The following is a 26,597-nucleotide window of genomic DNA, read 5'->3' as shown; positions in this document are numbered from 1 at the left end:
ATTCGACTTCGCTCAGACTGACAGTGGTGGTTTGTATGGACTGTCTTCGACTTCGCTCAGACTGACAGTGGTGGTTTGTATGGACTGTCTTCGACTTCGCTCAGACTGACAGTGGTGGTTTGTATGGATTGTCTTCGACTTCGCTCAGACTGACAATGGTTTGTCAAGCTGAGCAGAAGGGCCGCCTGGCGGTCAATGCTCAAAGCCCTTTTTCCTCAGGGAGAGTCCAGACCTTTGTTAGGCTGAGCGAGGTCCGTCTACCGGTCGATGCCCTTGTCAGTACCAAAGTATTTATGACTTGTTTTATTCTTACATTCTGCCAAAGGTTTAAGTTGATCCCAGTGGTTATTAATAATTGCCTCCTTCTTTTTTCTATTCCATCCTTTTACTTGTTTTTCAAAAGCAATAGCCTGATTTACATCTTGAAATTCCAGATGAAATACAAGTTCTAAAGGTCTTCGACTATGTGTATAAGAGTTCGGATTTAACCCCGTCTGATGTTCAAAAAATCTCCTTTCCAGATCATTTGTGATGCCCGTATAGTAACTATCGTCGGAGCATTTAAGAATATATACAAAGTACTGGTACATTGGTCAGAAGGGAATTGTTTTTGTTTGTTTGGTAACTAAGTACAATCATTGTTTGTATGGACTGTCTTCGATAGGTCCGCCGGCCGCTCCGCTCAGACTGTCTTCGACTTCGCTCAGACTGACAGTGGTGCTTTGTATGGATTGTCTTCGACTTCGCTCAGACTGACAATGGTGGTTTGTATGGACTGTCTTCGACCGACAGGCAGCCCTGTCCGCTCAGACTGACAATGGTTTGTCAAGCTGAGCGGAGTCGAAGCTCGAAGCTCGAAGCCCAAAGCTACCACAAAAGCCAATAAATAAGCACAAACAACGCCACTACGCCCAATGCACCAAACCTGAACGTAGGCGTTACGGCAAACCACCGGCGGTCCAGCGCAAAAGCATTGGGGCTATTTTGTCCGCTGCCCTGTGCGAGGCTAATGCCCGCGTGCACAGCGGAGCAAATCCAGAACACCACGCCCATGCGGTTGAGGAAAGGGAAAGCCGGAAACTGGAATTCGATGAATGCAGACAGCGCTACGCTCAAAACCGCAGCGGCCAAAGCACCGTTGGCGGTAGCTTTTTTCCAGAAAAAACCCAAAAGGAAAATGCTCAAAATGCCCGGCGAAATGTAGCCCGTATACACCTGAATATATTCGAAGGCCTGTCCGAAATTACGCAGCAGCGGGCTCACCATCAGCGCAATCAGGAAAGCGACGATGATGGCGATGCGGCCCGTACGGACGGTTTGATTTTCGGTTAAATTTTTATTGAAAAATTTCTGGTGAATATCCAGCATATAAATCGTCGAAATGCTGTTCGCTTTTCCGGCAAGACTCGCCACAATGGCAGCCGTGAGGGCCGCAAAAGCAAGACCTTTCAGACCCGTAGGCAACAGGTTGAGCAAAACCGGATACGCATTGTCGGGCTTCACAATGCCGCTGTCAGTGATACCACCACTGATGGCCGGATCGGCATTTTCCTGAAATAAAACGTAAGCCGCCAAACCCGGTAAAACCACAATGAGCGGCATGAACATTTTGAGAAGCGACGCAAACAACAACCCGTTGCGGGCAGTATTGAGGTCGGCGCCGAGCGCCCGTTGGGTAATGTACTGATTGCAGCCAAAGTAGTTGAGGTTGTTCACAAATTGCCCGCCAATAATAAACATCATCACGCCCGGCAGCTGATTGTACGCATCAATAAATCCGCCCCTTCCGTCGTGTACGCTATATTCTCCGGGTTCAAATATCATGTGCAGGTGGCTATCGGCTTTCTGTTTGATGAGCCCAAGGCCTTCCATGATGCCCTGCCCGGTGCCGACGCGCTCCGAGAGTAAGTCGAGAGCGAGGTAAGTAGTGGCTAATCCGCCAAAAATGAGGCATACAACCTGAATTACATCTGTGTAGCCAATGACTTTCATCCCACCCAGCGTGATGACGATGGCGAAGGACGTCAAAAAAACGGCGCAGGGCATGAAGCCAAAACCAGTCATTTTTTCGAGACTCAGTGCGCCTAGATAAATAATGGAAGTGAGGTTGACGAAGATGTACAGAAACAGCCAGAAAACCGCCATGATGGTAGCCAACCGCGTATCGTAGCGCCGCGCCAGAAACTGCGGCATGGTATAAATATCGTTTTTGAGGTACATGGGCAGAAAGTAAACGGCCACAATCAGCAGCGCAATCGCCCCGAGAAGTTCATACACGGAAATCGCAATGCCCAGCTGAAATGCCTGTCCGCTCATGCCAATAAACTGCTCTGCCGAAATGTTGGAAGCAATGATGGAAGCCCCGATCGCCCACCATGTCAGTGACCCTTCGGCCAGAAAAAAATCTTTGGCGCTATCGCCGCCCTGCTTGCCTTTATGCGTATAGACCCAATAGCCGTAACCAGAAACAATGAGGAAGTATACCAGAAAAATGCCGTAATCTAGGGTTTGTAAACCAAGGGTCATAAGGTAGGGTTTTGTGCACCAAAACGAGTTGCCGCTCAGACGCAGGTGAGATTTTCTTCTGACAAAGGAGTTTGAGCAGGTTTATTAATGTTTTTAGAAAAAATATTCTTTAAATAAAGCTCAAAAAATATCCCTGAAAGGGTTTGAAGCCTTCCAGGGAAAATCAATTCGTGTGTGTAGGTGCGAAAAAAAATACCTAAAAAAGAAAGAGGAGGGAAGAATTATTACGGCATCACAACCGTATCAATCACGTGAATCACTCCATTGCTTTGGGATACATCCTTGATCGTCACGGTGGAAGTGCCGCCTTTTTCGTCTTTCAGCATCAGTTTTTTACCCTTCATCATGGCCGTTAGCGTACCGCCTTGCACGGTTGTGAAAGTAGCGGTTCCGTTCCCTTTCTTGATTGCTTCGGCAATTGCCTGCGAATCCATTGAGCCGGCCACCACGTGATAGGTCAGCACCGTTGTGAGTGTGGCTTTGTTTTCAGGCTTTACCAGCGATTCCACCGTTCCGGCAGGTAGTTTTTCAAAAGCTTTATTGGTGGGAGCAAACACTGTAAAGGGTCCTTTTCCCTGCAAAGTTTCGACCAGTCCGGCGGCTTTTACAGCGGCCACGAGCGTGGTGTGATCTTTGGAGTTAACGGCATTTTCAACAATATTTTTGTTGGGATACATAGCGGCACCACCCACTTCAACGGTTTTCATGTTTCCCTGAGCAAAAGATACCTGAGCAAACAGGGCAGCGGCGAATACAAATACTAGCTTTTTCATAGTGAAATTTGATTGAATGTAAGTTTTGGTTTTTAGTTAAGATGAACTTGCTACAACCTACGCCCTGTTTGTAATCTCGGATTTTTATAAATAATGTATTTTTAAAAAGTATTTGTAAGTATTTATTAATGAGTATTTTAATTTGAATAAAAAACAAAACTCCCGTTTCGGCGGGTAGCGCAACGAAACGGGAGTTTGTAAAAATCAACCAGCCAACTCTGCCTAAGTAATCAAGCAGAACTGTTTTTAATTTAATAATCAAAGCCTCGTAGAGGCACACCGTTTGTAGATATTGTTCTAATTGACAGGTATTTGAGCTCCGTTAGGTGCGGTCCGTCGCAACGGCGGTCCGTCGCTAAGAGTAAAAAATGGGCCGCTCTTAACGGAGCTAGCATGAACACATCAATATATTAGCTACAAACAGTCAGCTCCTACGGAGGATTTTTAAATGTGTAAACATTTGATAATCAATTAGATAAAAAAGCTAGGGGGCGGGCGGAGTTCCGCTATTAACCTAAATGCCAACAGCTACTTATGCTTCACCGGCGTAATCATCGCGTCGGTACTTTGGCGGGGAAGCTGATATACCGTGCCGTTTTTGGTCGTAAAATACAGAAACGACTCCGACGGTTTGCGCCCGTGGCCGTCGGCCCAAATCCCGTAAAAATCGGGGTGAGCCTGCCGGGGCTGTCGCACGTACGAGTGATTCATGGGGCTGCCTTTGGTCATTTGTTTTTGCTTTTTCCAGCGCACACCGCCGTCTTTGCTTACCCACATCGCCACTTCGCCACCGGGGTTGTAGGCCTGCGGGCCGTCGGCTGTCGGGCCAATGATGCGGAACGTATTATTGGCCTCGGCATAGATCGAGCCCATGTCGTAGTTGCTGTCAGAGGTTGTGACTACCTGATTGGCCCACTCTTTTCCGGCAAAGCGAAACAGCCGCCATTCGCGTGGATTATTGCCCGGTCCGGCTTCAAAACCCTTGCTCGAAATAACCAGAATGGCAGGTTTTTGGGCCGAATCAAACGTAATATCCAGCAGATAACAGTTGAGTTTTTCACTGACAAAATCCTTCACACGCGCCGGATTATCCACCGTCGTAAGGGGAAGCTGCACGGCTTGTCCGGCGGCTGTTTGCCAGGTTTCACCAAAATCCGACGTTTCGAGGTAGTGTAGATTGGTGCGGTAGTTGAGCCCTTTCCCTTTGGGGTGAAAGTCAAAAGCAACACCCACTTTTCCGTTCATTTCGGCACTGATCTGATAGTGTCCTTCTTCAATATGCGCCAGCACTTTCCATTCGTTCCAATGCTCGCCGTCGCGGCTCGTGTTGAAACCAATAACCCGCTGACCTTTGGGATTGTAGCGCGTAAAAAGAGCGATAAACCCTTTGCCCTTGATGGGATAAATCTGAAAATACGAAAAGTTGTCAAACGCTTTTTCTTCGCCATTGACCCGCTCTGTGGCCTTTATTGTCTCAAATTCGGAGATATCGTAGGGCCGCTTGCTGCGGTGAATGTAGGAAGGGCGACTCGTGCCGTGCGAAGTCGAAAAAATCCAGATTTTCCCCTGCTCATCCAGCGAAATAACCGGGTTGTCGTGCGCATCGGTTGTTTTTTTATCCAATAAAATCACCGGATTCGCTGCCTTTTTGGTGGCATGATCAAAATACGATACGTTGTGCAGCAGCGTAGAATTTGCATCGTCGGTGCCGCCAAAACAGAAAAACGTTTTGTTGACGGCCGGGGCATAAATTGCAAAAGGGCGGTGGTTGGCCGGGTAGGTAGCAAGGCCGCCGCTGTACTTATAGACGTACTCATCGTTGGATGGCTGATTCATGTACCAAATTCCTTTAAAACCGTTGGCTTTGGTCTGAATCAGTTCTGCTTCGGCGTAACGCGCATCCGGATGCACGGGTTTCTTTTCCTGCGCATGAAGCACTGAAATTGCCCCAAACAGCAACCAGAAATAGAATGTATACGTGGTTATTTTTTTCATTAATATATGGATAAAAAACAAGGTTCTATACGAACCCTGTTTGGTGAACTAATAGCCCGGATTCTGCTTGATTTTATCCGGGTTTATGTCAATCTGATTTTGAGGAATCGGTAGCAGAAGTTGTGTGGCGTCGATCGAAAAACCTTTGCTGTTCATCACTTCGAGGGCTCGTCCGGTGCGTACCAAATCAAACCAACGGTGATTTTCGAAGGCCAGTTCGATGCGTCTTTCTTCCTCCACGGCCCGCCTGAACGCCCCTTGGGTAGAGAGTTCGGCGCTTGTTTTGGGGGCAAGTCCTGCTCGCGTTCGGATTTGATTTAGTAAAGTAAATGCTTCGCCATCGGCCACGTAGCCCACTTCATTCAGCGCTTCGGCACGCATGAGCAGCACATCGGCATAGCGCAGCACGGGCCAGTTGTTGTCGGCATCGCTCGCCGCAAAAGGTGCCGGGTCAATGTATTTTGTTACGTAGCGAACATCCACAAACTGATTGTTGGCAGCCCGAAAACCCGGCGCAAACGAGGCCGCCTTACGGTTGTCGCCGTCTTCGTAAGCAGTAGCGATGTCGGCTGTTGGATGATTATGGCCCGTTCCGGCGCCAATCGTGGTCACGATCACTCCCGAAAGCCGGGGTGCAAAGCGGTTGTTGAACGGACTTCCCAGCCCGAGTCCTCCTTTTTTATACTGCACCTCAAAGAGCGATTCTTTGGAATTTTCATTCGTAAGATTAAACAAACTGGCATAGTTTGGCAGGAGTTGATACTGATTCAAATCCATCACTTCTTTGGCTTTGGCGGCGGCTTCGGCCCATTTGCGCTGCGTCAAAAACACTTTGGCCAACAGCCCTTTGGCTGCTCCTGACGTAGCCCGACCGATGTTATTTCCGGTATAAGAAACAGGTAGTTTGGCTTCGGCTTCCGACAAATCTTTGATAATTTGGGTATAAACAGCTTCGGCCGGGTCGCGGGTGTAAGCGTAGCCATCTTCCACGTTGGTGGTTTCTTTGATTACCAGCGGCACATCGCCAAAAATCCGGACGAGGTTGAAGTACATCAGAGCCCGCAGAAACTGCGCTTCACCGGCAATTCTTCTTTTCAAATCAGCATTCATTTCTACGCCCTCAATCCGGTCAATTACCGTATTGCACGCCAGAATTCCCCGGTAGTGATCGTTCCAGGCGGAGTTCACGAGGCCATTGTTGCTGATGGTCGTGAAGGCGTCAACCTGCGTGATGTCAATCCCGCTTTGTGCATCCAGAATTTCGGTATTGTCAGATCGAACTTCGCCAAAAGCGTACATCGCCTGATTGTACTGCCCGTTAAATTGCAGCGCTGCGTAGGCCGCATTGACGGCATTGAGCATGTCGTCGGCATTGCGGTAAAAGTTGATGCTGTTGGTTTCGGAAATAGGTGCAAGGTCCAGAAAACCTTTTTGGCAGGAGCCCAAACCCAGCAGGCCTGCGAGGAAGAAAAAGCTATATTTTCTCATGTCTGTTGTAGGTTTAAGGTTAAAAATTGAGGTTTAGTCCGGCCGTAACCACCCGTGCGATAGGATAGCCGCCGTAGTCAACGCCAGGGGCGAGGGCACTGCCGCCCACCACGCTCACCTCTGGATTATAGCCCGAGTAGCGAGTCCAGGTAATGGGGTTTTGTAAATTTACATACAGCCGTATGTTGCTAAGCCTCAGCTGAGAAGCCCAGGCCGAAGGCACGCTGTATCCCAGAGACACGTTCCGAATCCTCACAAACGAACCATCTTCTACCTGACCCGACGAAATGTTGGCGCTGGCGTTGCTGCTGCTATACCGCGACAAATCCCGGTTGACGCGGGGCGTTTTTCCGTCGCCGGGGTCTTGCGGCGATTTCCAGCTGTTGACCACTTCTCGGAGAGAATTGGCAGTTCCGGCGTAGTTGGCATAAAATCTCCGGCCCAGGTTCATGATCTCGTGGCCCTGCACCCCCTGTACCAGTATACTCAGGTCAAACCCTTTGTAAGATACCGTATTGGTCAAACCAAAAATGAAGTCAGGCTGTGAGTTGCCCAGAATTGTCCGGTCGTCCACGCTGAGTTTTCCATCGCCATTGATGTCCGCAAAGCGGTAGTGGCCGGGCTTGGAGTCGGTAAAGCTTGGGTTGCTGTTGACTTCATCCTGCGTTTGGAATATGCCTTCTACCTGATAGCCGTAAAAGCTACCCATGGGTTTTCCCAATTGAGTAATATGGCTGTTGGAAAGTTGGTAACTGGCAAAAATGGGTTCGCCGCTTGGACCAAGCGCCACCACCTTGTTGCGGTTAAAGGAAATATTAAAATCGGTATTCCACTTAAATTCGGATACCAGATTTCGGGTCGAAATGGCTAACTCAACGCCGTTGTTCTGGACTTTGCCAATGTTCTGCCGGGCAGAGGTATAGCCCGTCAGCGAAGGCGTCGGTACGTTAAGCAGCAGGTCTGACGTAATTTTGCGGTAGTAGTCGGCAATAACCATGATTCTGTTTTGGAAAATGCCCAGTTCCAGACCGATATCTACCTGCTCATTTTTCTCCCAGCTCAAATCCGGATTGCTGATTCGACTCGGCCCAAGGCCGTTCACAACCGTGCCGCTACCAGCGCCAAACACATAGTTTTGCTTGGTAAGTAGCCCAACGTGATCATAATTTCCGATAAAATTATTTCCGGTAAATCCGTAGCTCGCCCGCAGTTTTAAATCGCTGATGGCTTTTACATCTTTCATGAAATTTTCCTCCGAAAGTCTCCAACCCACTGAAACCGACGGAAAAATTCCCCATTTATTATTTGTCCCAAACCGTGACGACCCATCACGACGCAGCGTGGCTGTGAGCAGGTAGCGGCTGTCGTAGTTGTAGTTAATACGTGATAAATACGACAAAATCGACCACTCATTGGCCGTCGTAGAAGCTGACGTCACGATGCCTGCATTGAGGGTTTCAACCAGGTCGTTTGGAAAATTGGATGAGGTGATGTTGGAGTTGTCTGAGCGTACTTTTTGACTCGTAAAGCCTGCCAGCGCATTCACAGAATGCTTTCCAAAACTTTTGGTATAAGTAAGCGTATGCTCTACGAGCCAATTGTACGACTGCTGCGTGGCGTTGGTGCCGATGGGCACAACCGGGGGCGGCACGCCGTCGATGCCCACAATCGATGGGCGAAAGGTCCGCTGATTGGACGACTGCACGTCTGTACCCAGCAACAGTTTATATTTTAAGGCCGGGAGTAGTTCGTACTCGGCAAAAGCAGTGGCCAGAAGTCTGATTTCATCCGTACGATTGGTGCGTTCTTTGGCCAGTTTTACAGGGTTTTCAATGCTGCTGAATCCGTTGCCGAGGCTCAGGCCCGTGGTGTAGTTTCCGTCGGCATCGTACACGGGCAGGTGCGGTGCCAAAGTTAGCGCACTCAGGATAATTCCGCCCGACGACCAGTGCCCTTCGGCATCCGTCGGATTGCTTACCGTGTAGGCGGGAGTAAGATTAACACCGACTTTGAGTTTTTTTGTGGCTTGCGCATCCAGATTTACCCGAAAAGAATACCGCTCAAAATCGGAGTTTATAACCACGCCTTCCTGCCTGAAATAGCCCGCCGAAGTCATGAACCGAATGCGGTCGTTGCCACCCGAAACGCGCAATTGCAGATTGCGCATGCCGGCTGTACGGTAAATTTCGTCCTGCCAGTTGGTTCCTTCGCCCAGCGTTTCGGGATTTTGGAGTTCGGGTAAAATCCGATAAATCGCCCCGCGCTGTGCGTTGGGAGCGTCAATATTTCCGCCGGTATCGACCCATGCGTTGTTGCGGGAGTCTTTGATGTACTGCGCAAACTCCTGCGCATTCATCATGTCCAGGGTTTTGGTCACGTTCTGAATCCCGGCGTAGCTGTCAATTTCAACGCTCATTTTTCCGGATTTGCCCGATTTGGTCGTCACAATCACCACACCGTTAGAGCCTCTTGATCCATAAATTGCCGTCGCGGAGGCGTCTTTTAATACCTCTATGGACTCAATATCATTCGGATTAATCGAGTTGAGCGGATTACTTACCTGATTATAATTGGCCGTCACCGGAAACCCGTCGATTACGTACAGCGGTTCGTTTCCGGCACCAATGGATCCCGTTCCCCGTACCCGCACGTTCAGGCCGCCGCCGGGCGTTCCGGTGGTTTGGGCTACATACACCCCCGGCATGCGTCCGGTCATGGAGGCGTCCAGGCTAGGCGAGGGAATGTCCTTGATGTCTTTGGCGCTTACCGACGACAGCGCCCCCGTCACATCGGCCCGGCGCTGTGTGCCGTAGCCGACTACCACCACTTCGTTGAGCGCTTTGATGTCGGCTACCATAGTTACTGTTAGTTCGCTGCGGTTTCCTGCTTCAATTTCCTGAGACAGGTAACCCACAAAACTGAATACCAAAACCGCCTGTGCATCAGGAACGGTCAGTTGAAAGGTGCCATCGGCTGAGGTGACGGTACCTCGATTTGTGCCTTTGATCACCACACTTACGCCGGGCAACGGGTCCTGATTTTCGGCACCGATTACCCGACCCCGAATGGATTGATCGACGTCCTGATTCAGCCGTAAAGACGCTTCGTCTTCTTCTATTTTTGGTGAAACTACGTCCGGTTTTTGAGTTTTGGATAAAAGAATTTGATTGTTAATTACCTTATAACCAATATTATGAGGTGTCAGAAGTCGGTCCAGAACGGACGCGAGCGATTCGTTTCGGGCCGATAGGCTCACGGGCTGAGAGAGCCGGATCAGGTCGCTGCTGTAAGCAAACCGGACCGAAAGATTTTTCTCAATCTGCGAGAGCGCTTCTTTAAGTGTAACCTTGTTTACCTGAATATTTACACCCTTTTTTAGAATGTCCTGCGCCGGCACAGAATGCGCAAAAGATAGAGCGGAGAAAAAGCAAATGAGCGTAAATTGATAGACGGTTACTCTCATAATCATGTAAAGGATTCCTGGTTTGGAATGCAAATGTTTCTTCATAGTTTTACTTTTGATTGGTTGAACAAACGACATCAAACGGATCTTTGCGTTTCCCGTCAGCAACGACCGGATTCCGAAACGCAGATCCATGGTTCATCAGTCAGTGTAGAACTCGGGGGTGCTGGTACCACTCCTGAGTTTTTTTGTGACCGGAAAAAAGTACTACATCTTCTGGTTGTTTTTAGCGCATAGAATCATCAAAAGGGTTTAGTTTATACAGGATCACAAAGTCAATTTTTTATATATAAATCACTACATGGCGCAGCCTTCGCCCGAAAGCCGAATAGTGGTTCCATCCATTTCGTAGGTAGTATTGAGCAGGGTATTGATCATTTCCAGCATTTCCGGTAGGCGCTGCTGCGTAAAATCTACCGTCAACCGACAGTTTTTCAATGCCGGATTTGCGACTACCAGCTGCACCTTAAATACCGTATCAAGCTGGGCGATGACCTCCGCAAGGGGCGCATCTTCAAAAGCGAGCGTGGCGGGCTGCCATCTTTCACGCGTGGGCGTATATTCCGGCAAAGTATTGGTTGAAATCCGTTGGGTAGTTTTTTCAAAAATAGCCTGCTGAGAAGGTTTAAGCACCACTTTTTCGGTTTTTTGTGCTTCGTCTGAGTTGCTGACGGCCACACTTCCACTCAGCACCGACACCTCGTAGGTTGGGTCGTTTTTGTAGGCTTTTACGTGAAAACTCGTCCCCAAAACCTCCGTTTTCAGGTCGTCACTGTACACAATAAATGGTCGGGTTTCGTCACGTGCTACATCAAAAAAACCTTCTCCCTCAAACCAGACTTTGCGACTTGCAGCCTCTGCGAGTGCGGGTTCGTAGCTCAGCTTCGCGCCCGGATAGAGCCAAAGCGTACTACTGTCGGGGAGGGTGTAGCGGACCACTTTCTTTTGGGTATTTACAAATTCTACCAGTGCGGGAGAGTCATTCAGGACGGAGGTAAGCAGGGCAGGAGCAGGCAAACGAAGCATCAGGTATGCAAACCCCAGCGCCAAAATTGCCACTGCAGCGGCGGCAGGCACCCAGAAACGCCACCGTCGGGTAGTTTTTAAAGGCAAAATATCGGCTTGTTCCTCAACCGCGATTTGTGCCCGGATCTGTTCAAAAAGCCTTTCTTCCTGAAACTCATACCCAACCAACGACGACTCAAAATCTACCGACCGATACCAATCGTCAATCATTTGGCGCTCAGTATCAGTGCATTGCTGATTCAGGTAGCGCTGCAAAAGCTCAGGCGGAAATGGTGCGTTTTTCATCCTATTATTTAAAAAATACCCAGATAAGTACAACTCCTAGTATACAGTCTGTACCTGGGATAGATTTCCCTTAGTAGTTGGATGATTTTTTTTAAATTTTTAGGTAAAAATTCAGGAAAGAAGAAAAAGGAGCGCAACGGCCATGTAGTCTTTCATTTCGACGCGCAAAATTCGGAGAGCTTTGCTGATATGCGCTTCCACCGTTTTTTCGGAAATCTGCTGGATCTGCGCTATTTCCTTGATACTGTATCCTTTACGGCTTAAAACAAATACCGCCCGGCATTTTTCAGGAATTTTTTGCAGCGATTCCTGATACAAATCATGTAGCTGATCGTACTGAATTTGTTCCGTTGTTTGGTAGTCGCCAAGTGCGTAGGCTTCGTCGAGCGATACCGGATTTTTCGATTTTTCTTTGTGGTAGTGGGTGATAATTCCGTTGCGGAGCATGCCCTGCAAATAGCCAATCAGTGTCTTTTGTATAACCAGTTTTTTACGACTAAGCCACAGTTTAACAAAGAGCTCCTGCACAAGGTCTTCGGCCACTTCTGCCTGCCCGGTTTTGCGAATTGCCGTGTACACAAGCGTACGGCCATAGCGGTGATATACTTCCCGAAACGCGAGTTCGTCGTCGTGTTGGCAGAGAAGCAGCATCAGGGCATCGTCAGAACAGTCAGTATATTTATCGGTCAGCATCCGCTCCCGGTTTTGTAGCATTTATTCTCAAAACTATATAAAAGAGTGGAGAAAAAGAATAAATAAATTTTCTCGCAAAAAGTAACCGTAAGTTTTATTTTTAAGTAAAAATGAACTTGATATTTCTGCGAGAAATACCTTAAAAGTGCCATTTCGGGCTACTTAGGGCGCGAGTACAGCTGTTCTAAAATGACCATGTGCGGGAAAGTAAGCAGGGAGATGAGCACAAAAAAGAGCATGACCGGATGAATTCCGAGGTCCAAATGTGGCAGGCTGAGAAGTAAAAGGACGATGCCTGCAATACTTATAAAACTAAATACAAAGGCGTCTTTATAAAACTGTGAAAGGCTGTATCCGGGATGAACGCTCCGGAGGTTTCTGACGATTGCCGCCAGGGATTTTGTGCTGTGCCAAAAGCCGAAATATGCCGCAAAACCAACGAGCAAGCCACAAAAGTAACTGACCAAACCAATTGCAAGCAGGGAAACTACTTCCCAGAAAATGACTGATTTTGGAAATGTTCGAAACTTTGAACTCAAAAAAATGGCTGGAATAATTGAAAGTAAAGTCGGAATTTGTGACCATTTGTTGCCTATGATCTCCGATAAGTTATCGCGCGTGAGCGTTGGGATCAGGGAGTTTAGGATCAAAAGTGCTTCTGAACTGTTCCAAAGTACAATGTAACTCAGCACAGCCAACCCCCAAAGAATGTAGACAATGCCCGAAAGTACAGGTGAAGAACTGAAAAAATAGTACCACTGAGACTGCCCGAAATGGTAGCACGAAAGTAAAATAAAAAAAATCAGGCTCATGGTCGGGAAAAAGAACCAAACAGTTCCGTACAACAAGAGTAACGCCACATAAAAGCTGACGAACCGGAGCAAGCTTTGGAGCGTCAGTTCATTCTGTCGTTTCAACTGAATGTGAATCAGGTGATCCACGGCCCCGTGGGGAAGGCCTACAACAAGCATGATTCCAGCAAAAAAGGCGTAGTCGAGCCGTTCATCAGCCCAAATTCCGGTCCACTTTAAGCCGAGGAGCAGGCAGGATAGCAGAATCAATACCTGATTGTGCTTCATTTCGTGGGGAGCGGCGGAGGTATTCATGAGCTAATGCGGTTAAAAAGGGTTTCCACGGAAGCGTACAAAAGAGCTTTGCTTCCTGAATCAGGGTAGTTTTTTCGGCTAAAAATGTCAGCAAAAGCGGAAACGAATTGCGGTAAAACAAAGCTTCCATGATGGGTTTTACCGAAGTGGCCTGTGTACGCATGATACGGAGCAACAACTTGTCATAAAAAGCAAATCGACTTTTGGCAATAACTCTACTTTCCTGATTTCCTGTAAGTTGTCTTACAATTCGTTGGGCATGTTCATAGCTATTCAAAAACGTGTAGCCGGTAGTAGGTTTGCTCAGGCCACCTTTGGTGCCCAAAAACACATGATTGGGTAGTGAGGGCGATTGCTGTGCCTGATGCATCGGAATTTTGCCACCTTCGGTTTGGGCGATTTCATAGCGAATGTCCGGAAAATTTTTGTGCAGGTATTCGTGCAAATAGTGCTCATACACCGTCGCTGAGTGGGTTTTTGGCGACATGAAGGTGATTTCGAGCAAGGCGGTTTTTTGTGAAAAGGGAAGTATGTACATGAAAGCCGGGCCTTCTGACTGACTCACCCGAAAATCCATAAGCATGGCAGATGCAGGATCAAACGTAACCTCGTTGAGTACCCGAATTTCCCACCCTACAAAATGCTGCCACAGGAGTACAGGCATACTTCGGTCCGGGATGCTGTCAAAAACGGTTTGAGTGGCCTGAAAAGTCAAGCCCGTTTTTTGCAGAAAAACCGCACCATTATTTACCGCTTCCACCCGATCCTGAATGAAGTCGACCCGATTGGATTTTTTTAACATTGCCGTAAGCGTACGTTGCAGGTTTGCGGCGTCGAAACAGTAGTACGTGTAGGGTGCAATCGGACGGGTAATTAATCCGCCGGTTCCACCAAAGGAGAGTTTGTTCCAGGCGCCTTTCAGGTTCAGCGACAGATCCGGAAGTTGAGAATCCCAAAAGCAGATATTTTTTGATTCGGGAACGTCTGTCCGAGGTTCGACGATGAGGATCGAACAGGAATCTAACGTCGGTTCACGCCGAATCAGGGTAGCGAGCAGTAGGGCGGACATTCCTCCGCCTGCAAAAATAAAGTCATAGGTGGCGGGCATACGGACTAACCTAAGGAGGTGGTTTGCGGAAGATATAAGTAACCGTATTTTGAAAGAATAGCCGACGGACGAAGTCGCTCAGTCCGTCGGCTTTTGGATCAGCTTTTACGCCAACTTTATGCTTTTATTGCAGCAGCGGCAGCGGCTTTTGTGGAGCTCATTGCTGAGGAATAGACCACTAAACCAAATCCGATTTTGTTTACAGCATCGGCGATGTTGTACAGCAGGTCAAGATTCCATCCAGTGGAAGCCAGCAAGTTGCCTTCCATACACATGTATCCAATCGGATAAATTGCCCAGCCTACAATCACAAAATTGCGCAGCAACCGTACAGCGTTTGCAACTTCTGGGTTGTTGGACGAAAGTGCTACTTTCTTTACATCTCCAATCGTTGCTTCGTACACAATGCCCAAATACCCAAGCGTGGAGATTACCCCCCACAAAATGGTATTTTCCTTGTCAAGGCTTTCACCAATGTAACCCGTTACGAGCATCAGCACCGAGTAGCCGATCAGTTTCCACATCGTACTGACCTTGCCGCCGTAGGGCTTGATTAACAAATAGAATTCAACGCACATCAGGGGCACGGTGAGTGTCCAATCGATGTACCGGAATTCGGTGGGCGATTGACCTGTTTCCAGGTAAAGATCCCGCATGTAATAGTAGTGCACTGCCGCAATGAACGTAATGAGGGCAGAAATTAGCAGAGAGGTTTTCCACTTGCCGTCTACCTGTCCTCGCTCTACGAGAAAGAAAATAGAGGCGGCGGCCATAGCCATATAGCCCGTAAAGAAGGTAAAACCGATGGCGTCACCGGGTTGAAGATCGGCCGCAAGTACATTGGCGAAGGAACTTACTAGATTTCCCATACTTTTTTGAGGGTTGAGAGTTAAAAATTATAGATTGATTTACAAGATGTTAATTGATCACCTTAATCAATCGTGATAGATTTTTGTTTAAATTATTGTGATGAAAATTAAACAAAATCTGAGTTGATGGCTATACGAATATGTGAGAATGTACTATACGTGTTGGTTGGATTTATTGAAGTTTAAGGGTGCATCTGTGAAATAAAAATTAAATAAATTAATATTAAACTATGCAAAATTATATTTTTAACTTTTTATATATTAGTATAAATCTGTATACGTATTCGGCTATTGTTTAATCAATCGATTTAAATACTAAACAAAAATTAGTATTTGGAAATGTAAAAAATAGATACTTATTCTGTGCTCTACCCATAAAAAGGGAACATTCTTCATGCCCGGGCCGAAGGTAGTCGGTAAGAACTTTACTGGTAAATTGGCGGTTTGATCAATAGCGATAAATTTGTATTATTTGAAGTTTTAGACGGGCAGAATGCGTTTAGATATTTTTTTAAAATAAATTATACTTTTTTTCATACCTCTACGATCCTTTTTCAATGAACTCTAAACTTTCCGGCATGATTGTGCTCACCGCGACCTTACTTGCCCCCGATGGCAGGGCGCAAAAATTGACGTATCCCACCACTCGTCAGGTGGATCTCGTGGAAAACTACCACGGCACCCAAGTGGCCGATCCGTATCGGTGGCTCGAAGATGACCGCTCCGACGAAACGGCTGCCTGGGTAAAAGCCCAAAATGAAGTTACGTTTGGCTATTTGTCTCAGATTCCGTTTCGGGAAAACATCCTGGATGACCTGGAAAAAGCCTATAATTACCCCAAGTATTCGGCGCCTCGCCAAAAGGGCGGTTACTTTTATTTTTACAAAAATGACGGACTGCAAAATCAGTCGGTATTGTATCGAGTGCCACAGGACCGGCCCGATGCAACGCCCGAAGTCGTGCTCGATCCGAACAAACTTTCTGCTGATGGCACTACGCGTCTGACCGTGTTCACGCTGTCCAAAAATGGCGACTACGCTGTCTGTGGGTTTTCAAAGGGAGGTTCCGATTGGCAGGAATTTCAGGTAATGGACACAAAAACGCTTAAAATGCTGCCGGACAAAGTAGAGTGGGTGAAGGTGTCGGGTGCCGCCTGGCAGGGCGACGGTTTCTATTACAGCCGCTACCCGAAGCCCGATGGAAGTGCGTTGGCGGCAAAAAATGAAAATCATCAGGTTTTTTACCATAAAGTGGGAACTGCTCAATCAGCCGATCAACTGATTTTTGAAGATGCGGGCAATCCGCAGCGCTTTCATACGGTGAGTACCACCGAAGATGAGCTGTATGCCGCCCTGTATGTTAGCGACCGGGGCAAGGGAAAAGACGGGAACGGCCTGTGGGTCATGAAAAAAGGTGAGACAAAATTTACACCCGTAGTCGAGGAAATTACCAATTTTAGCTACGGACTCGTAGAAAATGTAGCGGGTGGTTTTTTGATCGAAACCAACGCCGATGCACCGAACAGCAAAGTTATGCGCTACGAAATTGTCTCCAAAAGCTGGAAACCCTTCTTACCCGAAAAACCTGAACCACTTGTAGGCATAGGCACGGCGGGTGGAAAAATCTTTGCGAACTACTCCAAAGATGTTACGACCCGCGTGCAGGTGTATTCACACGAAGGCGTATTTGAAAACGAGGTAGAATTGCCCGGACTTGGTTCGGCAGGTGGATTTGGTGGCGAAAAGGACGACACGTTCGTTTTTTATACGTATACTTCATTTAACTACCCACCTACCATATTCCGGTATGATTTGTCTACCCGCCAAAGCAGTGTGTTCCGGGAGCCCGAGGTCAACTTTACACCCACAGATTACGAAACCAAACAGGTATTTTATCCCAGCAAGGACGGCACAAAAATCCCGGCTTTTATTGTGTACAAAAAAGGCCTGAAACTGGACGGCAGCAACCCGACGATTTTGTACGGATACGGCGGTTTCAACATCAGCCTGACGCCCGCATTTAGTCCTACCCGCATTCCGTTTCTGGATCAGGGAGGGGTGTTTGTGCAGGCCAATCTGCGCGGCGGCAGCGAGTACGGCGAAACCTGGCATGAGCAGGGCATGAAGCTCAAAAAGCAAAATGTATTCGACGATTTTATTGCTGCGGCTGAGTATCTGATTCAGGAAAAATATACGTCGCCCGGTCGGCTTGCGCTACAAGGTGGCTCCAACGGCGGTCTATTGGTGGGAGCGGTGATGAATCAGCGGCCCGAGTTGTTCAAAGTTGCCTTTCCGGCGGTAGGTGTCATGGACATGCTGCGTTTTCACAAATTTACCATCGGCTGGAACTGGATTGCCGATTACGGCAGCAGCGACAATGCCGAAGAATTTGCGGCCCAAATCAAATACTCGCCCCTGCACAACATCCGGCAGGGAGGTCAATACCCCGCTACGCTCATCACCACGGCCGATCATGACGACCGCGTGGTACCGGCGCATTCGTTCAAGTATGCCGCAGAGTTGCAGGCAAAAGCCGGAGCTTCGTCTACCAATCCGTTGCTGATTCGGATTGATACCAACTCGGGCCACGGAGCAAGCAATACCAAAAAAGCGCTGGAAACAACCGCCGATATCTACGCCTTTATGTTTAAAAATATGGGCCTGATCTGGAAAACAGGGAAGTAAAGTAGCCGAATGAACTGCCTGAAAGCTGACAGGTGTTTTTCTGGTTTAGGCAGGAAAGCCGTAGTATTGTACGAATTAATCAACCAACTAAAAGTGACTATGACTTTGAAAAAACAAGCGGCAGGGTTGCTGATTGCGGGCGTGAGTTGCCTGGCATCGGGAGCACAAGCCCAACAAGGATTAACTCCGGATAAGTTTATTGATCCGGTCAACATGGATTTGACCGTCAGGCCGGGCGATGATTTTAATACCTATGCAAATGGCGCCTGGATCAAAAATAACCCTGTGCCCGCCAAGCAGACGCGTTGGGGGAGTTTTAATGTCTTGCGCGATTTCAACATCAATGCCGTTAAAGGATTGCTGGAAGAGGCGCAGGCCAACACCGCTGCACCTGCCGGTTCGGTCGAGAAGCGCGTGGGAAATTTTTACCGGGCCGCTATGGATAGTGCTCGCATTGAGAAACTTGGCTACACGCCCATCGAAAAAGACCTGAAAAGAATTTCGGCGCTCAAAGACCGACAGGCAGTGCTTGCCGAAGTGGCCCGTGCCCGTACGCAGGGCGACGGAAGTTCGTTTTTCGGATTTTCGGTGGGACAGGATCGTAAAAATGTAGAGGTTATGATCCCACAGCTTTCGCAGGGGGGCACCACCTTGCCCGACCGTGACTATTACCTTAAAGACGATGCGCGCAGCAAGAAAATCAGAGAGAGTTATAAAACGTACATCACCCGGCTTTTTTCATTGACTGGTACGCCCGAGGCTGCCGCCACAGCTCATGCTGACGCAATTATTGCGCTCGAAACTGCTTTGGCACAAGCCCAAATGAGCCGTGTCGAAATGCGCGATCCGTACAAAACGTATAACAAGTTTGCGGTAAGTGATTTTTCTAAAACCACTCCTTCCATCGATTGGCAAAAAGCCATGGCGCTCATGCTCGTGACGGGGCAGGATACGGTGTTGGTCAGCAATCCGGCATTTTTTGTGACCGTGGATTCGCTGCTGACCAAAACACCGCTGCCTGAACTAAAAGCGTACCTCAGCTGGAACCTGCTCAAATCTGCGGCGCCTTATCTGAGTTCCGATTTTGTCGCAGCCAATTTTGCATTTTCACAGGCGCTTACCGGGCAAAAAGTACAAACACCTCGCTGGGAACGCATGTCGCAATTGACCGACCGGACGATCGGTGAGCTTTTGGGACAACTTTATGTAAAAAAATATTTTACGCCTGCCGCCAAGCAGCGGATGGACGAGCTGATTAAAAATCTGGTGAAAGCCTACGAAATCCGTATTCAGAATCTGGAATGGATGACCGATGTGACCAAAACCAAAGCGCTCGAAAAACTTCATGCCTTTACGCCCAAAATCGGTTATCCGGATGTTTGGAAAAACTACAATGGATACGACATTACCTCGGCAGCTTTTTTTGATAATATAAAAAATGGCGCTGCGTGGAGCTACCGCGACATGGTAGATCGCCTAGGAAAGCCTGTGGACAAAACCCGCTGGGGCATGACGCCGCCCACGGTAAATGCGTATTACAGCCCGGTGCAGAACGAAATCGTGTTTCCTGCCGGTATTTTGCAGTTTCCGTTCTTTGATCCAAACGCTGACGATGCGGTAAATTATGGTGGAATTGGTGCGGTAATCGGACACGAAATCTCACACGGATTTGACGATAGCGGCAGTCAGTACGACAAAGATGGCTACCTCCGAAACTGGTGGACCGAAGAGGACCGCACGAGGTTTATGGCTCGTGCCAATCAAATTGTGGAACAGTACAACGGCTACACCGTTTTGGATAGCATTCACGTCAATGGCAAGCTGACGCTGGGCGAAAATATCGGTGATTTGGGTGGACTAAATGCGGCCTACACGGCTTTTAAAATGACCCCACAGGGGAAATCCAGTGAAAAAATAGATGGCTTCACACCTGACCAACGGTTTTTTCTGGCCTGGGCACAGGTATGGCGCACGAATATTTTGCCCGAAGCCGCCGCTCAGCAAATTCTGGTAGATCCGCACTCGCCCGGAGAGTGGCGTACGATTGGGCCATTGGTCAATATGGATGCCTGGTACGAGGCTTTTAACGTGCAGCCCGGTGATAAGCTGTACGTAGCTCCCGAAAAACGAATCAAGCTGTGGTAGAAAAATAATCTGCTGTTTCTTTCGGATTGCCTTTTATAGAAATCAGAGAGAATATACATGCTCTTTAAACACGAATAGCTTCCAAACCGGAAGCTATTCGTGTATTTATAGATCAGGTAATTGTAATCAACTGGCTTATAATCAAATAGTTAGATAAACTAATTGCTGAAAACTTCTTAAAAAACCATCGGTACCTCTACCAGGGTAGTATCCCAGCCCATGCGCATCAAAACCTGGTTTCCGGTTCCTTTGGCAAATTGGATAGAGAAGTTTTCGATGGGTTCGGTGGCTTTTGCAGTTGGCACGTTTATCCGTAAGACATCCTTCTTCTCGTCGTAGCTATACGCACCCCACTGATCTACATCGCTGCTCAAAATCAACGTCCATTCTTTTTCATTCGGAATCGCCAACAGGGCGTACGTTCCTGCTTTTATCTGTTTGCCCTGAATGCTGGCGTCTTTATAAAACTTAATCTCCGGTGCTTCGTTGGCACCTACGCGCCATACTTTTCCGTAAGGGGCGATTTTTGTGCCAAATATCTCCCGTCCATTTTTTGCCGGTCTGCTGTACGTAACCCGCACCATAGCGGGAAGATTGTCGATTTTTTGCGGGGCAAATTTCCGGTCATGCGCAAAGTCGTCAGGATAGTAGGCCATGTCCATCGGACTTTTGTCAATGCCACGAAACGTTTGTGCCTGAACCGACATACCAGCCAACAGGCACAGGCCCATCCAAAGAAAAGTTGTTTTCATAGTAAAATTAGTAAGTGACAGGGTTTTAGTAACAGAAAGTTTCACTAAGATACTTTGTATGCCCGTGCGGCCCACGATTTTTTTTCAAAATGTTTTGACCTGTCCGCTCGTATTTCAAAGTGTCAATTTAACGCTCCTATTCTGTCATGAAATGGTCCTTTATAATTCAGCAAAAAATGAAAGCAGCGCTGCTTTTGAGCGGCCTGATGGTATTTATTCTGGCCAGTTCACTGCTTTCGAGCTACACGATGGGACGCGTCGATCAGTCGTTTTCTTCTATGTATGCAGACCGATTGATTCCGGCTATCGACATGATTTACCTGACCGAAAACCTTTACCGCAAGCGTCTGCTTGTGGAAGGGTACCTGCTGCGTGACAGGCAAGCTTCCTTTGGGGCAGTTGCGGCAGAACTTGCCGGGCACAATCAAAAAATCGATTCGTTGATTGATGCTTTTGGTAAAACCTATCTGGTACAAGCTGAGCTCAAAAGTCTGAACCAATTTCAACACCGGATCAATGAATACGCCGGGTTAGAAAAAACCATCCTTACGCTACACGAAGCGGGTCGGCGACAGGAAGCAATTCAATTGTTTGAAAGACAGGGGAGCACATTATTTCAACAGACCATTATCCGACTAAACGAGCTCACTCAGATTCAGTCAACGGTTGGGGAAGAGCTTTTTCGTAACTCGCACAGCAGTGTGCTGCAATCCGAATTTTTTTCCCGCTTACAGCTACTGACCGTTTTGATTATCGGGGTGATGGTATTGGCCCTTATTAAAGGAGCGCAACTGATTGGTAAGAAAGATTCCCAGCCATTTCATCTAAACTAATCTCTGGAAATTTTATTTAATTTTTCCGTATAAAAAAATGAGTCATCCCCATTAGGCGGGGATGACTCATGTACTTGATGCAATATTCGATTTGGCTAGGTATTTATCAATAGATCAGGAACAAACGCCCTGTTCACTTTCTGGCAAATGACCGTTAGCGTGGAGAGCGTTCGCGGCTAGACGAAGAGCGCTCGGTTGAACCCGACGAACGAGAGGGTGCAGCGGCCGGGCGTTCTGAACTACGGCTACTGCTGCGTGTCTGAGGTGCAGACGTGCGTGCTCTTTCCGACGATTGCGACCGGCTCGGTGCCTGCTGAACCCGAGGGCTTGACTCCCTGCTTCGGCTCGATGGCCGCTCAACAGACGGGCTACTGCTCCGCGACTGCGGGGCGTTGTAGCCTTCCCGACTGCTGCTGTTTGACGAACTGCTGCGCGACCGCGACGAAGGCTGCGGGGCTTCATAGGTGCGTGGCTGCGGAGCGTTGTATTCTTCCCGGCTTCCGTTGGGTGTGTACGTCCCCGATGAGTTACTGCGCGACCGGGCCGCGGGTTGCGGTGCTTCGTAAGTACGTCCGGATTCTACCCGGTTGCTGCTGCGTCCTGAGTCATCGGCCTCGTAGCTACTGCGTCCGCCCGAAGACGTGTTGGCGTCGTAAGTACGGTTGGATGCGGCTCCCCGGTTCGTATTTGTATTGCGATCTTCGCGGTATAGTCCACTCGGGCTGTTTCCATTGGCGCGGTAAGTTCCATCAGCATTCTGACGTGACGCCGTATAGCGACTGCTGCGAACTTCTTCGGCCCGGTACACCGGTACGCTGCCTCGGGTAACACGCTCGATTTCGCTGTGGCGGGGGCCGTAGGCATACATGCGGTTGTCGTTGCGGTAATAGTTATTGATAATCGTCGTCTGATTGTACACATTCACGATGCGGGTGCGGGGCACGCAGTAGCGGAAAATTCCCCGACGGGCAATGTAGCGCTGTGGGACAAAAATCCAGTGCCGGAACGGAATGTTGAACGAAACGCCCACCCGAATGCCCGGCCACAAAGGCGCCCATCCATAGTAGCCACCACCGCTCCGCCAGTCTACCCACGCGGGGCCCCACTCGTAGTCGGGTACCCATGCCCAGCCGTACATGTCGTCAAAAAACCAGCGTCCGTAGTGGAAAGGCGCCCAACCCCAGTCATAGTCTGACACCCACGTGTTTCCATACTCGGTTACGACCCATTGGCCATTGGTGCCATAGGGCTGAAAGTCATTGCCAACATTGGGCGACCACACCGAGCCGTACTGCGGATGCGACATCCACCGGCCATAAGGAGCGAGCTCATTGTAGAACACTTGAAAAGAAACGCCCACCTGCGGCTGTGCCTGAACGCCGGAGGAACTAAAAAAACCTGCGGTCAAAAGCGCAAGCAGAAAATATACGGATTTTATGGTTTTCATGGCTGTATAGATTATAGGTTGTATTGGGGGTTTTGAACTCTGATTTTTAGACAATTGCCAGTCGGGGAGGTTTAATCGGGAATTAAAAAAATCCATATGTAAATTATTTTTTTAACGAGAAGATGGCCTGAAAAGTATACAAGTCGGCTGTGGTATTTTTTTATGAAAAATTTTAATTATAAATATATGAATTGCCAGGCAATTTTCCCCTCATACTGAGACAATCAACTACCGCTTTACCCTCATTGATTTCCATTCTTTTTTTACCTGAAATTTAACGTACTGAGTCAGGTACGATTTTTTCATCGGTTGGGAAAACATGCTTCTCTTTCATATTCTCCCTATGGATACATACCTGCTAGTAATGATGATGATTGGGTTGGCGTCGCTCGGCATGGCATGGATGCCTCAGATTTCCAAAAAGATAAAAGTATCGTACTCTATCTTGTACGTAGCTTTCGGAGCGGTGCTCTATATTTTTGGAGACAACATGCCTTTGCCGGACCCGATCCGAAAACAAGAATACACTGTACACCTGACCGAACTTGTGGTAATTATCTCTTTAATGGGTTCAGGATTAAAGATTGATCGCCCGTTTACCCTCAAAAACTGGTCGGTTCCTTTTCGGCTTGTCAGCATAACGATGCTGCTGAGTATTAGCAGCATGGCTTTTTTGTGCTGGTATTTCCTTGGCTTCGACCTTCCGTCGGCGGTGTTGTTGGGTGCAGTTTTGGCGCCAACCGACCCGGTGTTGGCGTCGGATGTGCAGGTGGGCCCACCGCACGAAAAAAAGCGCGACGATGTACGGTTTGGGCTCACAGGCGAAGCCGGACTCAACGACGGAATGGCATTTCCGTTTACGTGGTTAGCCATTACGTGGGCACAAATTTCTACAACGGGTGAAGGGAGTTTTACAGAATGGTTTCTGGTAGATGTACTCTACAAAATGATTGTCGGGACCATCGCCGGGTTTTTGTTGGGAAGACTACTGGCGTTTATTTTATTCAAAAAATCGAAGGATTTCAAGGTGTTGGTCATGCACAATGGCTTCGTGGCTTTGGCCGCTACGCTATTCATCTATGGTTTCACGGAGCTGATTCATGCCTACGGCTTCATTGCCGTTTTTGTGGGAGCTGTCACGATTCGTAACTACGAAATCAAGCACGAATTTCACACCCAACTACATTCCTTTACGGATCAGATCGAGCGTATTTTGGTAGCTATTGTCCTGATTTTATTTGGGGGAAGCCTCGTGAGCGGAATTCTGGAAGAGCTTTCGCTGCCGATGATTCTCCTGGCGGTCGCCTTTGTTTTTGTGGTGCGGCCTTTGGCGGGCTATGTGGCTTTGGCCGGAGCGGGCTTTCATTCTTTTCAGCGCTGGACCATTTCCTTTTTTGGGATCAAAGGCATCGGGTCTTTCTTTTATTTATCCTTTGCTTTGGGAAAAACAGATTTTTCCCAAAGCAAAGAAGTGTGGTCGCTCGTGGCGCTTACCGTGCTGATTTCCCTCCTGATTCATGGCTCTACCGCTACGCACAGTATGGACCATATTGAAAAACGTTTTTCGAGAGAAGCTCCTGACGATGCGCCCGACGGCTAACGTGCCCTATAAACTTACACCCCGACGCCAGGGCATAAAATCATCCTGACCAAGCAGTTGAGCCTTTGTTTTCAGTTCGCCGCCTGCCAGTTTTATACAATAGTCCAATAATTCTTCGGCGGTTTCCTCGATCGTTTTTTCACCTTCAATAATTGCCCCGCAATCAAAATCAATGATGTCCGGCATACGATTGGCAAGACTTGTGTTGGTAGAAACTTTCACTACCGGACAAATTGGATTGCCAGTGGGCGTACCCAAGCCAGTCGTAAAAAGGATAATGGTAGCACCGGCGGCGGCTTGTCCAGTGGTGGCCAATACGTCGTTACCGGGCGTGCATACGAGTTGCAGGCCCGGTTCGCGGGCTACTTCTGTATAGTTGAGCACGTCGACAATGGGCGCAAGGCCGCCTTTTTTGGCCGCACCTGCCGACTTGATGGCGTCCGTAATGAGGCCGTCTTTGATATTTCCTGCCGATGGATTCATGTCAAATCCTGCACCAACGGCTTCTGCTTTTGAGGAATAGTCGCGCATGAGCATTTCAAATTTCTGCGCTTTTTCTACGCTCATGCAGCGGTCAATAAGCTCCTGTTCTACACCACAAAGCTCCGGGAATTCAGCCAGGTAGGTAGTGCCGCCAAGGGCCACCACAAGATCAGATAAATGACCAAGCACAGGATTGGCCGACAGCCCCGAGAAACCATCCGAACCGCCGCATTTCAAACCAATGTTAAGTTTTGACAGGGGCTGAGGCTGCCGCACGAGGGTATCTGCTTCTATTAATCCCAGGAACGTCTCGCGAATGGCGGCAGACATCATGTCCATTTCGGTGCCGTAGGACTGCTGCTCAAAAAACAGCACAGGTTTGTCAAAAGCCGGATTCCGCTTTTTGATTTCGGCGGTAAGGTCGCTAAACTGCGTTTTCTGGCAGCCCAGGCTCAGCACCGTCACGCCAGCTACGTTGGCATTGTTGGCGTAAGCCCCAAAAAGTGCGGCCAACAATGCCGACTCCTGATTGCTTTCGCCGCAGCCTGATTCGTGCGTAAGAAATTTGATGCCGTCCAGATTTTTGAAAAGTGGCTGATGATTGGCTACGGCTGCTGCTTCCGTAACGCCTTTATAGCTTTTCAGCGCTTCGGTTTGGCCGCTACTATACAGCTGCACCAAATCGCCGACCTGCCGCAGGTACACGTCCGGGAAAGCATAGCCCAACGCTTTGTCAAAAGCATCCTTTAATTTCAGAATATTGCGATTTTCACAAAAAACCAACGGAATTACGAGCCAGTAATTGGCCGTTCCGGCTTGCCCGTCCGAGCGTGGAAAACCCATAAAAGTCCGGTCTTTCCAGGCCGAAACATCGGGCGCCTGCCAATGCGTGCGATCCTGCCGCTTGCTCACCGAATATTCGTCAGACTCGTGTTTGAGATTAAAAGTGGTGATTTGCTCCCCGCGCGCAATGGGCTGCGTGGCTTTGCCCACAAGCACCCCGTACATTGTGACAGAATCGCCGGGGTTGAGGTCTTCAGTAACAAACTTATGCTTGGCTGCAATGGCTCGTGGAAGGGTGTAAGTCTCACCTTCAAACGTAATTTTTTCGCCAGCTTCCAGTGAGCGAAGGGCCACAATTACATTGTCTGAGGCGTTGATTTTCAGTACTTTATGTTGCATGTTTCAAATAAAAAATTCAGTAGAAAAAAGAAGGTCTCCCACAAAGTAAGAGACCTTTACTATAACAATTAACCTATGATGAAAATTAAATTTTTTTATTAATTCCCGACTTTGAGAAAAGTTTAAAAAATCTTTTTAG

General features: G+C 48.3%; 18 protein-coding genes. 4 read left to right on the top strand and 14 right to left on the bottom strand.

Annotated features, from left to right (window positions below):
- Positions 1-257: 257 nt before the first annotated feature.
- The 11 genes from EZE20_RS09265 to EZE20_RS09215 form a co-directional block, all read right to left on the bottom strand.
- On the bottom strand, positions 258-590 hold the full coding sequence (locus tag EZE20_RS09265) for a GIY-YIG nuclease family protein (RefSeq protein WP_132116821.1): 333 nt from the start codon (positions 588-590) through the stop codon (positions 258-260).
- Between the two features lie 277 nt (positions 591-867).
- Positions 868-2,526 (bottom strand): sodium:solute symporter family transporter, encoded by a 1,659-nt coding sequence (locus EZE20_RS09260; protein WP_132116819.1) that lies wholly within the window; start codon positions 2,524-2,526, stop codon positions 868-870.
- Between the two features lie 224 nt (positions 2,527-2,750).
- Complete coding sequence (locus EZE20_RS09255; protein ID WP_132116817.1) at positions 2,751-3,299, bottom strand: fasciclin domain-containing protein; 549 nt, start codon at positions 3,297-3,299, stop codon at positions 2,751-2,753.
- A gap of 528 nt (positions 3,300-3,827) precedes the next feature.
- Positions 3,828-5,294 carry a BNR-4 repeat-containing protein gene (locus EZE20_RS09250; RefSeq protein WP_132116815.1) on the bottom strand — a complete coding sequence of 489 codons (1,467 nt, stop codon included), beginning with the start codon at positions 5,292-5,294 and terminating at the stop codon, positions 3,828-3,830.
- A 48-nt stretch (positions 5,295-5,342) separates the two neighbouring features.
- Complete coding sequence (locus EZE20_RS09245) at positions 5,343-6,782, bottom strand: RagB/SusD family nutrient uptake outer membrane protein (RefSeq protein ID WP_132116813.1); 1,440 nt, start codon at positions 6,780-6,782, stop codon at positions 5,343-5,345.
- A 19-nt stretch (positions 6,783-6,801) separates the two neighbouring features.
- Positions 6,802-10,290, bottom strand: coding sequence for a TonB-dependent receptor (locus tag EZE20_RS09240; RefSeq protein ID WP_165933448.1), 3,489 nt, complete (start codon positions 10,288-10,290; stop codon positions 6,802-6,804).
- 252 nt (positions 10,291-10,542) lie between these two features.
- A complete protein-coding gene (locus EZE20_RS09235) occupies positions 10,543-11,556 on the bottom strand; it encodes a FecR family protein (protein ID WP_132116809.1) in 1,014 nt (337 codons plus the stop codon).
- 111 nt (positions 11,557-11,667) lie between these two features.
- Positions 11,668-12,270, bottom strand: coding sequence for an RNA polymerase sigma factor (locus tag EZE20_RS09230; RefSeq protein WP_132116807.1), 603 nt, complete (start codon positions 12,268-12,270; stop codon positions 11,668-11,670).
- 137 nt (positions 12,271-12,407) lie between these two features.
- Positions 12,408-13,355, bottom strand: coding sequence for a Brp/Blh family beta-carotene 15,15'-dioxygenase (locus EZE20_RS09225; protein WP_132116805.1), 948 nt, complete (start codon positions 13,353-13,355; stop codon positions 12,408-12,410).
- A complete protein-coding gene (locus EZE20_RS09220; protein WP_132116803.1) occupies positions 13,255-14,463 on the bottom strand; it encodes a lycopene cyclase family protein in 1,209 nt (402 codons plus the stop codon). Before EZE20_RS09220 ends, EZE20_RS09225 begins: the two co-directional genes overlap by 101 nt.
- A gap of 116 nt (positions 14,464-14,579) precedes the next feature.
- Complete coding sequence (locus EZE20_RS09215) at positions 14,580-15,332, bottom strand: bacteriorhodopsin-like (protein WP_132116801.1); 753 nt, start codon at positions 15,330-15,332, stop codon at positions 14,580-14,582.
- A 557-nt stretch (positions 15,333-15,889) separates the two neighbouring features.
- Here EZE20_RS09215 and EZE20_RS09210 point away from each other — a divergent pair.
- Together EZE20_RS09210 and EZE20_RS09205 are read left to right on the top strand one after the other, a co-directional pair.
- Positions 15,890-18,016, top strand: a complete 2,127-nt coding sequence (locus tag EZE20_RS09210; RefSeq protein WP_165933447.1) for a prolyl oligopeptidase family serine peptidase — start codon at positions 15,890-15,892, stop codon at positions 18,014-18,016.
- 99 nt (positions 18,017-18,115) lie between these two features.
- Positions 18,116-20,161 carry a M13 family metallopeptidase gene (locus tag EZE20_RS09205; RefSeq protein ID WP_394345645.1) on the top strand — a complete coding sequence of 682 codons (2,046 nt, stop codon included), beginning with the start codon at positions 18,116-18,118 and terminating at the stop codon, positions 20,159-20,161.
- A gap of 176 nt (positions 20,162-20,337) precedes the next feature.
- On the opposite strand, the gene EZE20_RS09200 is transcribed toward EZE20_RS09205, so the two are convergent.
- Complete coding sequence (locus EZE20_RS09200) at positions 20,338-20,913, bottom strand: DUF2911 domain-containing protein (protein ID WP_132116799.1); 576 nt, start codon at positions 20,911-20,913, stop codon at positions 20,338-20,340.
- A gap of 146 nt (positions 20,914-21,059) precedes the next feature.
- Between EZE20_RS09200 and EZE20_RS09195 the strand changes: the two genes are divergently transcribed.
- The gene (locus EZE20_RS09195; RefSeq protein WP_132116797.1) at positions 21,060-21,746 is read left to right on the top strand and encodes an MCP four helix bundle domain-containing protein; all 687 of its coding nucleotides are present in this window, start codon (positions 21,060-21,062) and stop codon (positions 21,744-21,746) included.
- Positions 21,747-21,900: 154 nt separating this feature from the next.
- On the opposite strand, the gene EZE20_RS09190 is transcribed toward EZE20_RS09195, so the two are convergent.
- Complete coding sequence (locus tag EZE20_RS09190) at positions 21,901-23,193, bottom strand: DUF6600 domain-containing protein (protein WP_132116795.1); 1,293 nt, start codon at positions 23,191-23,193, stop codon at positions 21,901-21,903.
- Between the two features lie 343 nt (positions 23,194-23,536).
- Here EZE20_RS09190 and EZE20_RS09185 point away from each other — a divergent pair, with 343 nt between their 5' ends.
- On the top strand, positions 23,537-24,793 hold the full coding sequence (locus EZE20_RS09185) for a cation:proton antiporter (protein ID WP_165933446.1): 1,257 nt from the start codon (positions 23,537-23,539) through the stop codon (positions 24,791-24,793).
- A gap of 6 nt (positions 24,794-24,799) precedes the next feature.
- Here EZE20_RS09185 and EZE20_RS09180 read toward each other — a convergent pair whose 3' ends face one another.
- Positions 24,800-26,458 (bottom strand): UxaA family hydrolase, encoded by a 1,659-nt coding sequence (locus EZE20_RS09180; protein WP_132116791.1) that lies wholly within the window; start codon positions 26,456-26,458, stop codon positions 24,800-24,802.
- Positions 26,459-26,597 lie beyond the last annotated feature (139 nt).

Source organism: Arundinibacter roseus, from assembly GCF_004348825.1.
In the GTDB taxonomy this organism is placed as follows: Bacteria; Bacteroidota; Bacteroidia; order Cytophagales; family Spirosomataceae; genus Arundinibacter; species Arundinibacter roseus.
The sequence above is the reverse complement of the archived record's forward strand: the minus strand, read 5'-3'. Positions and strand labels throughout refer to the sequence as shown.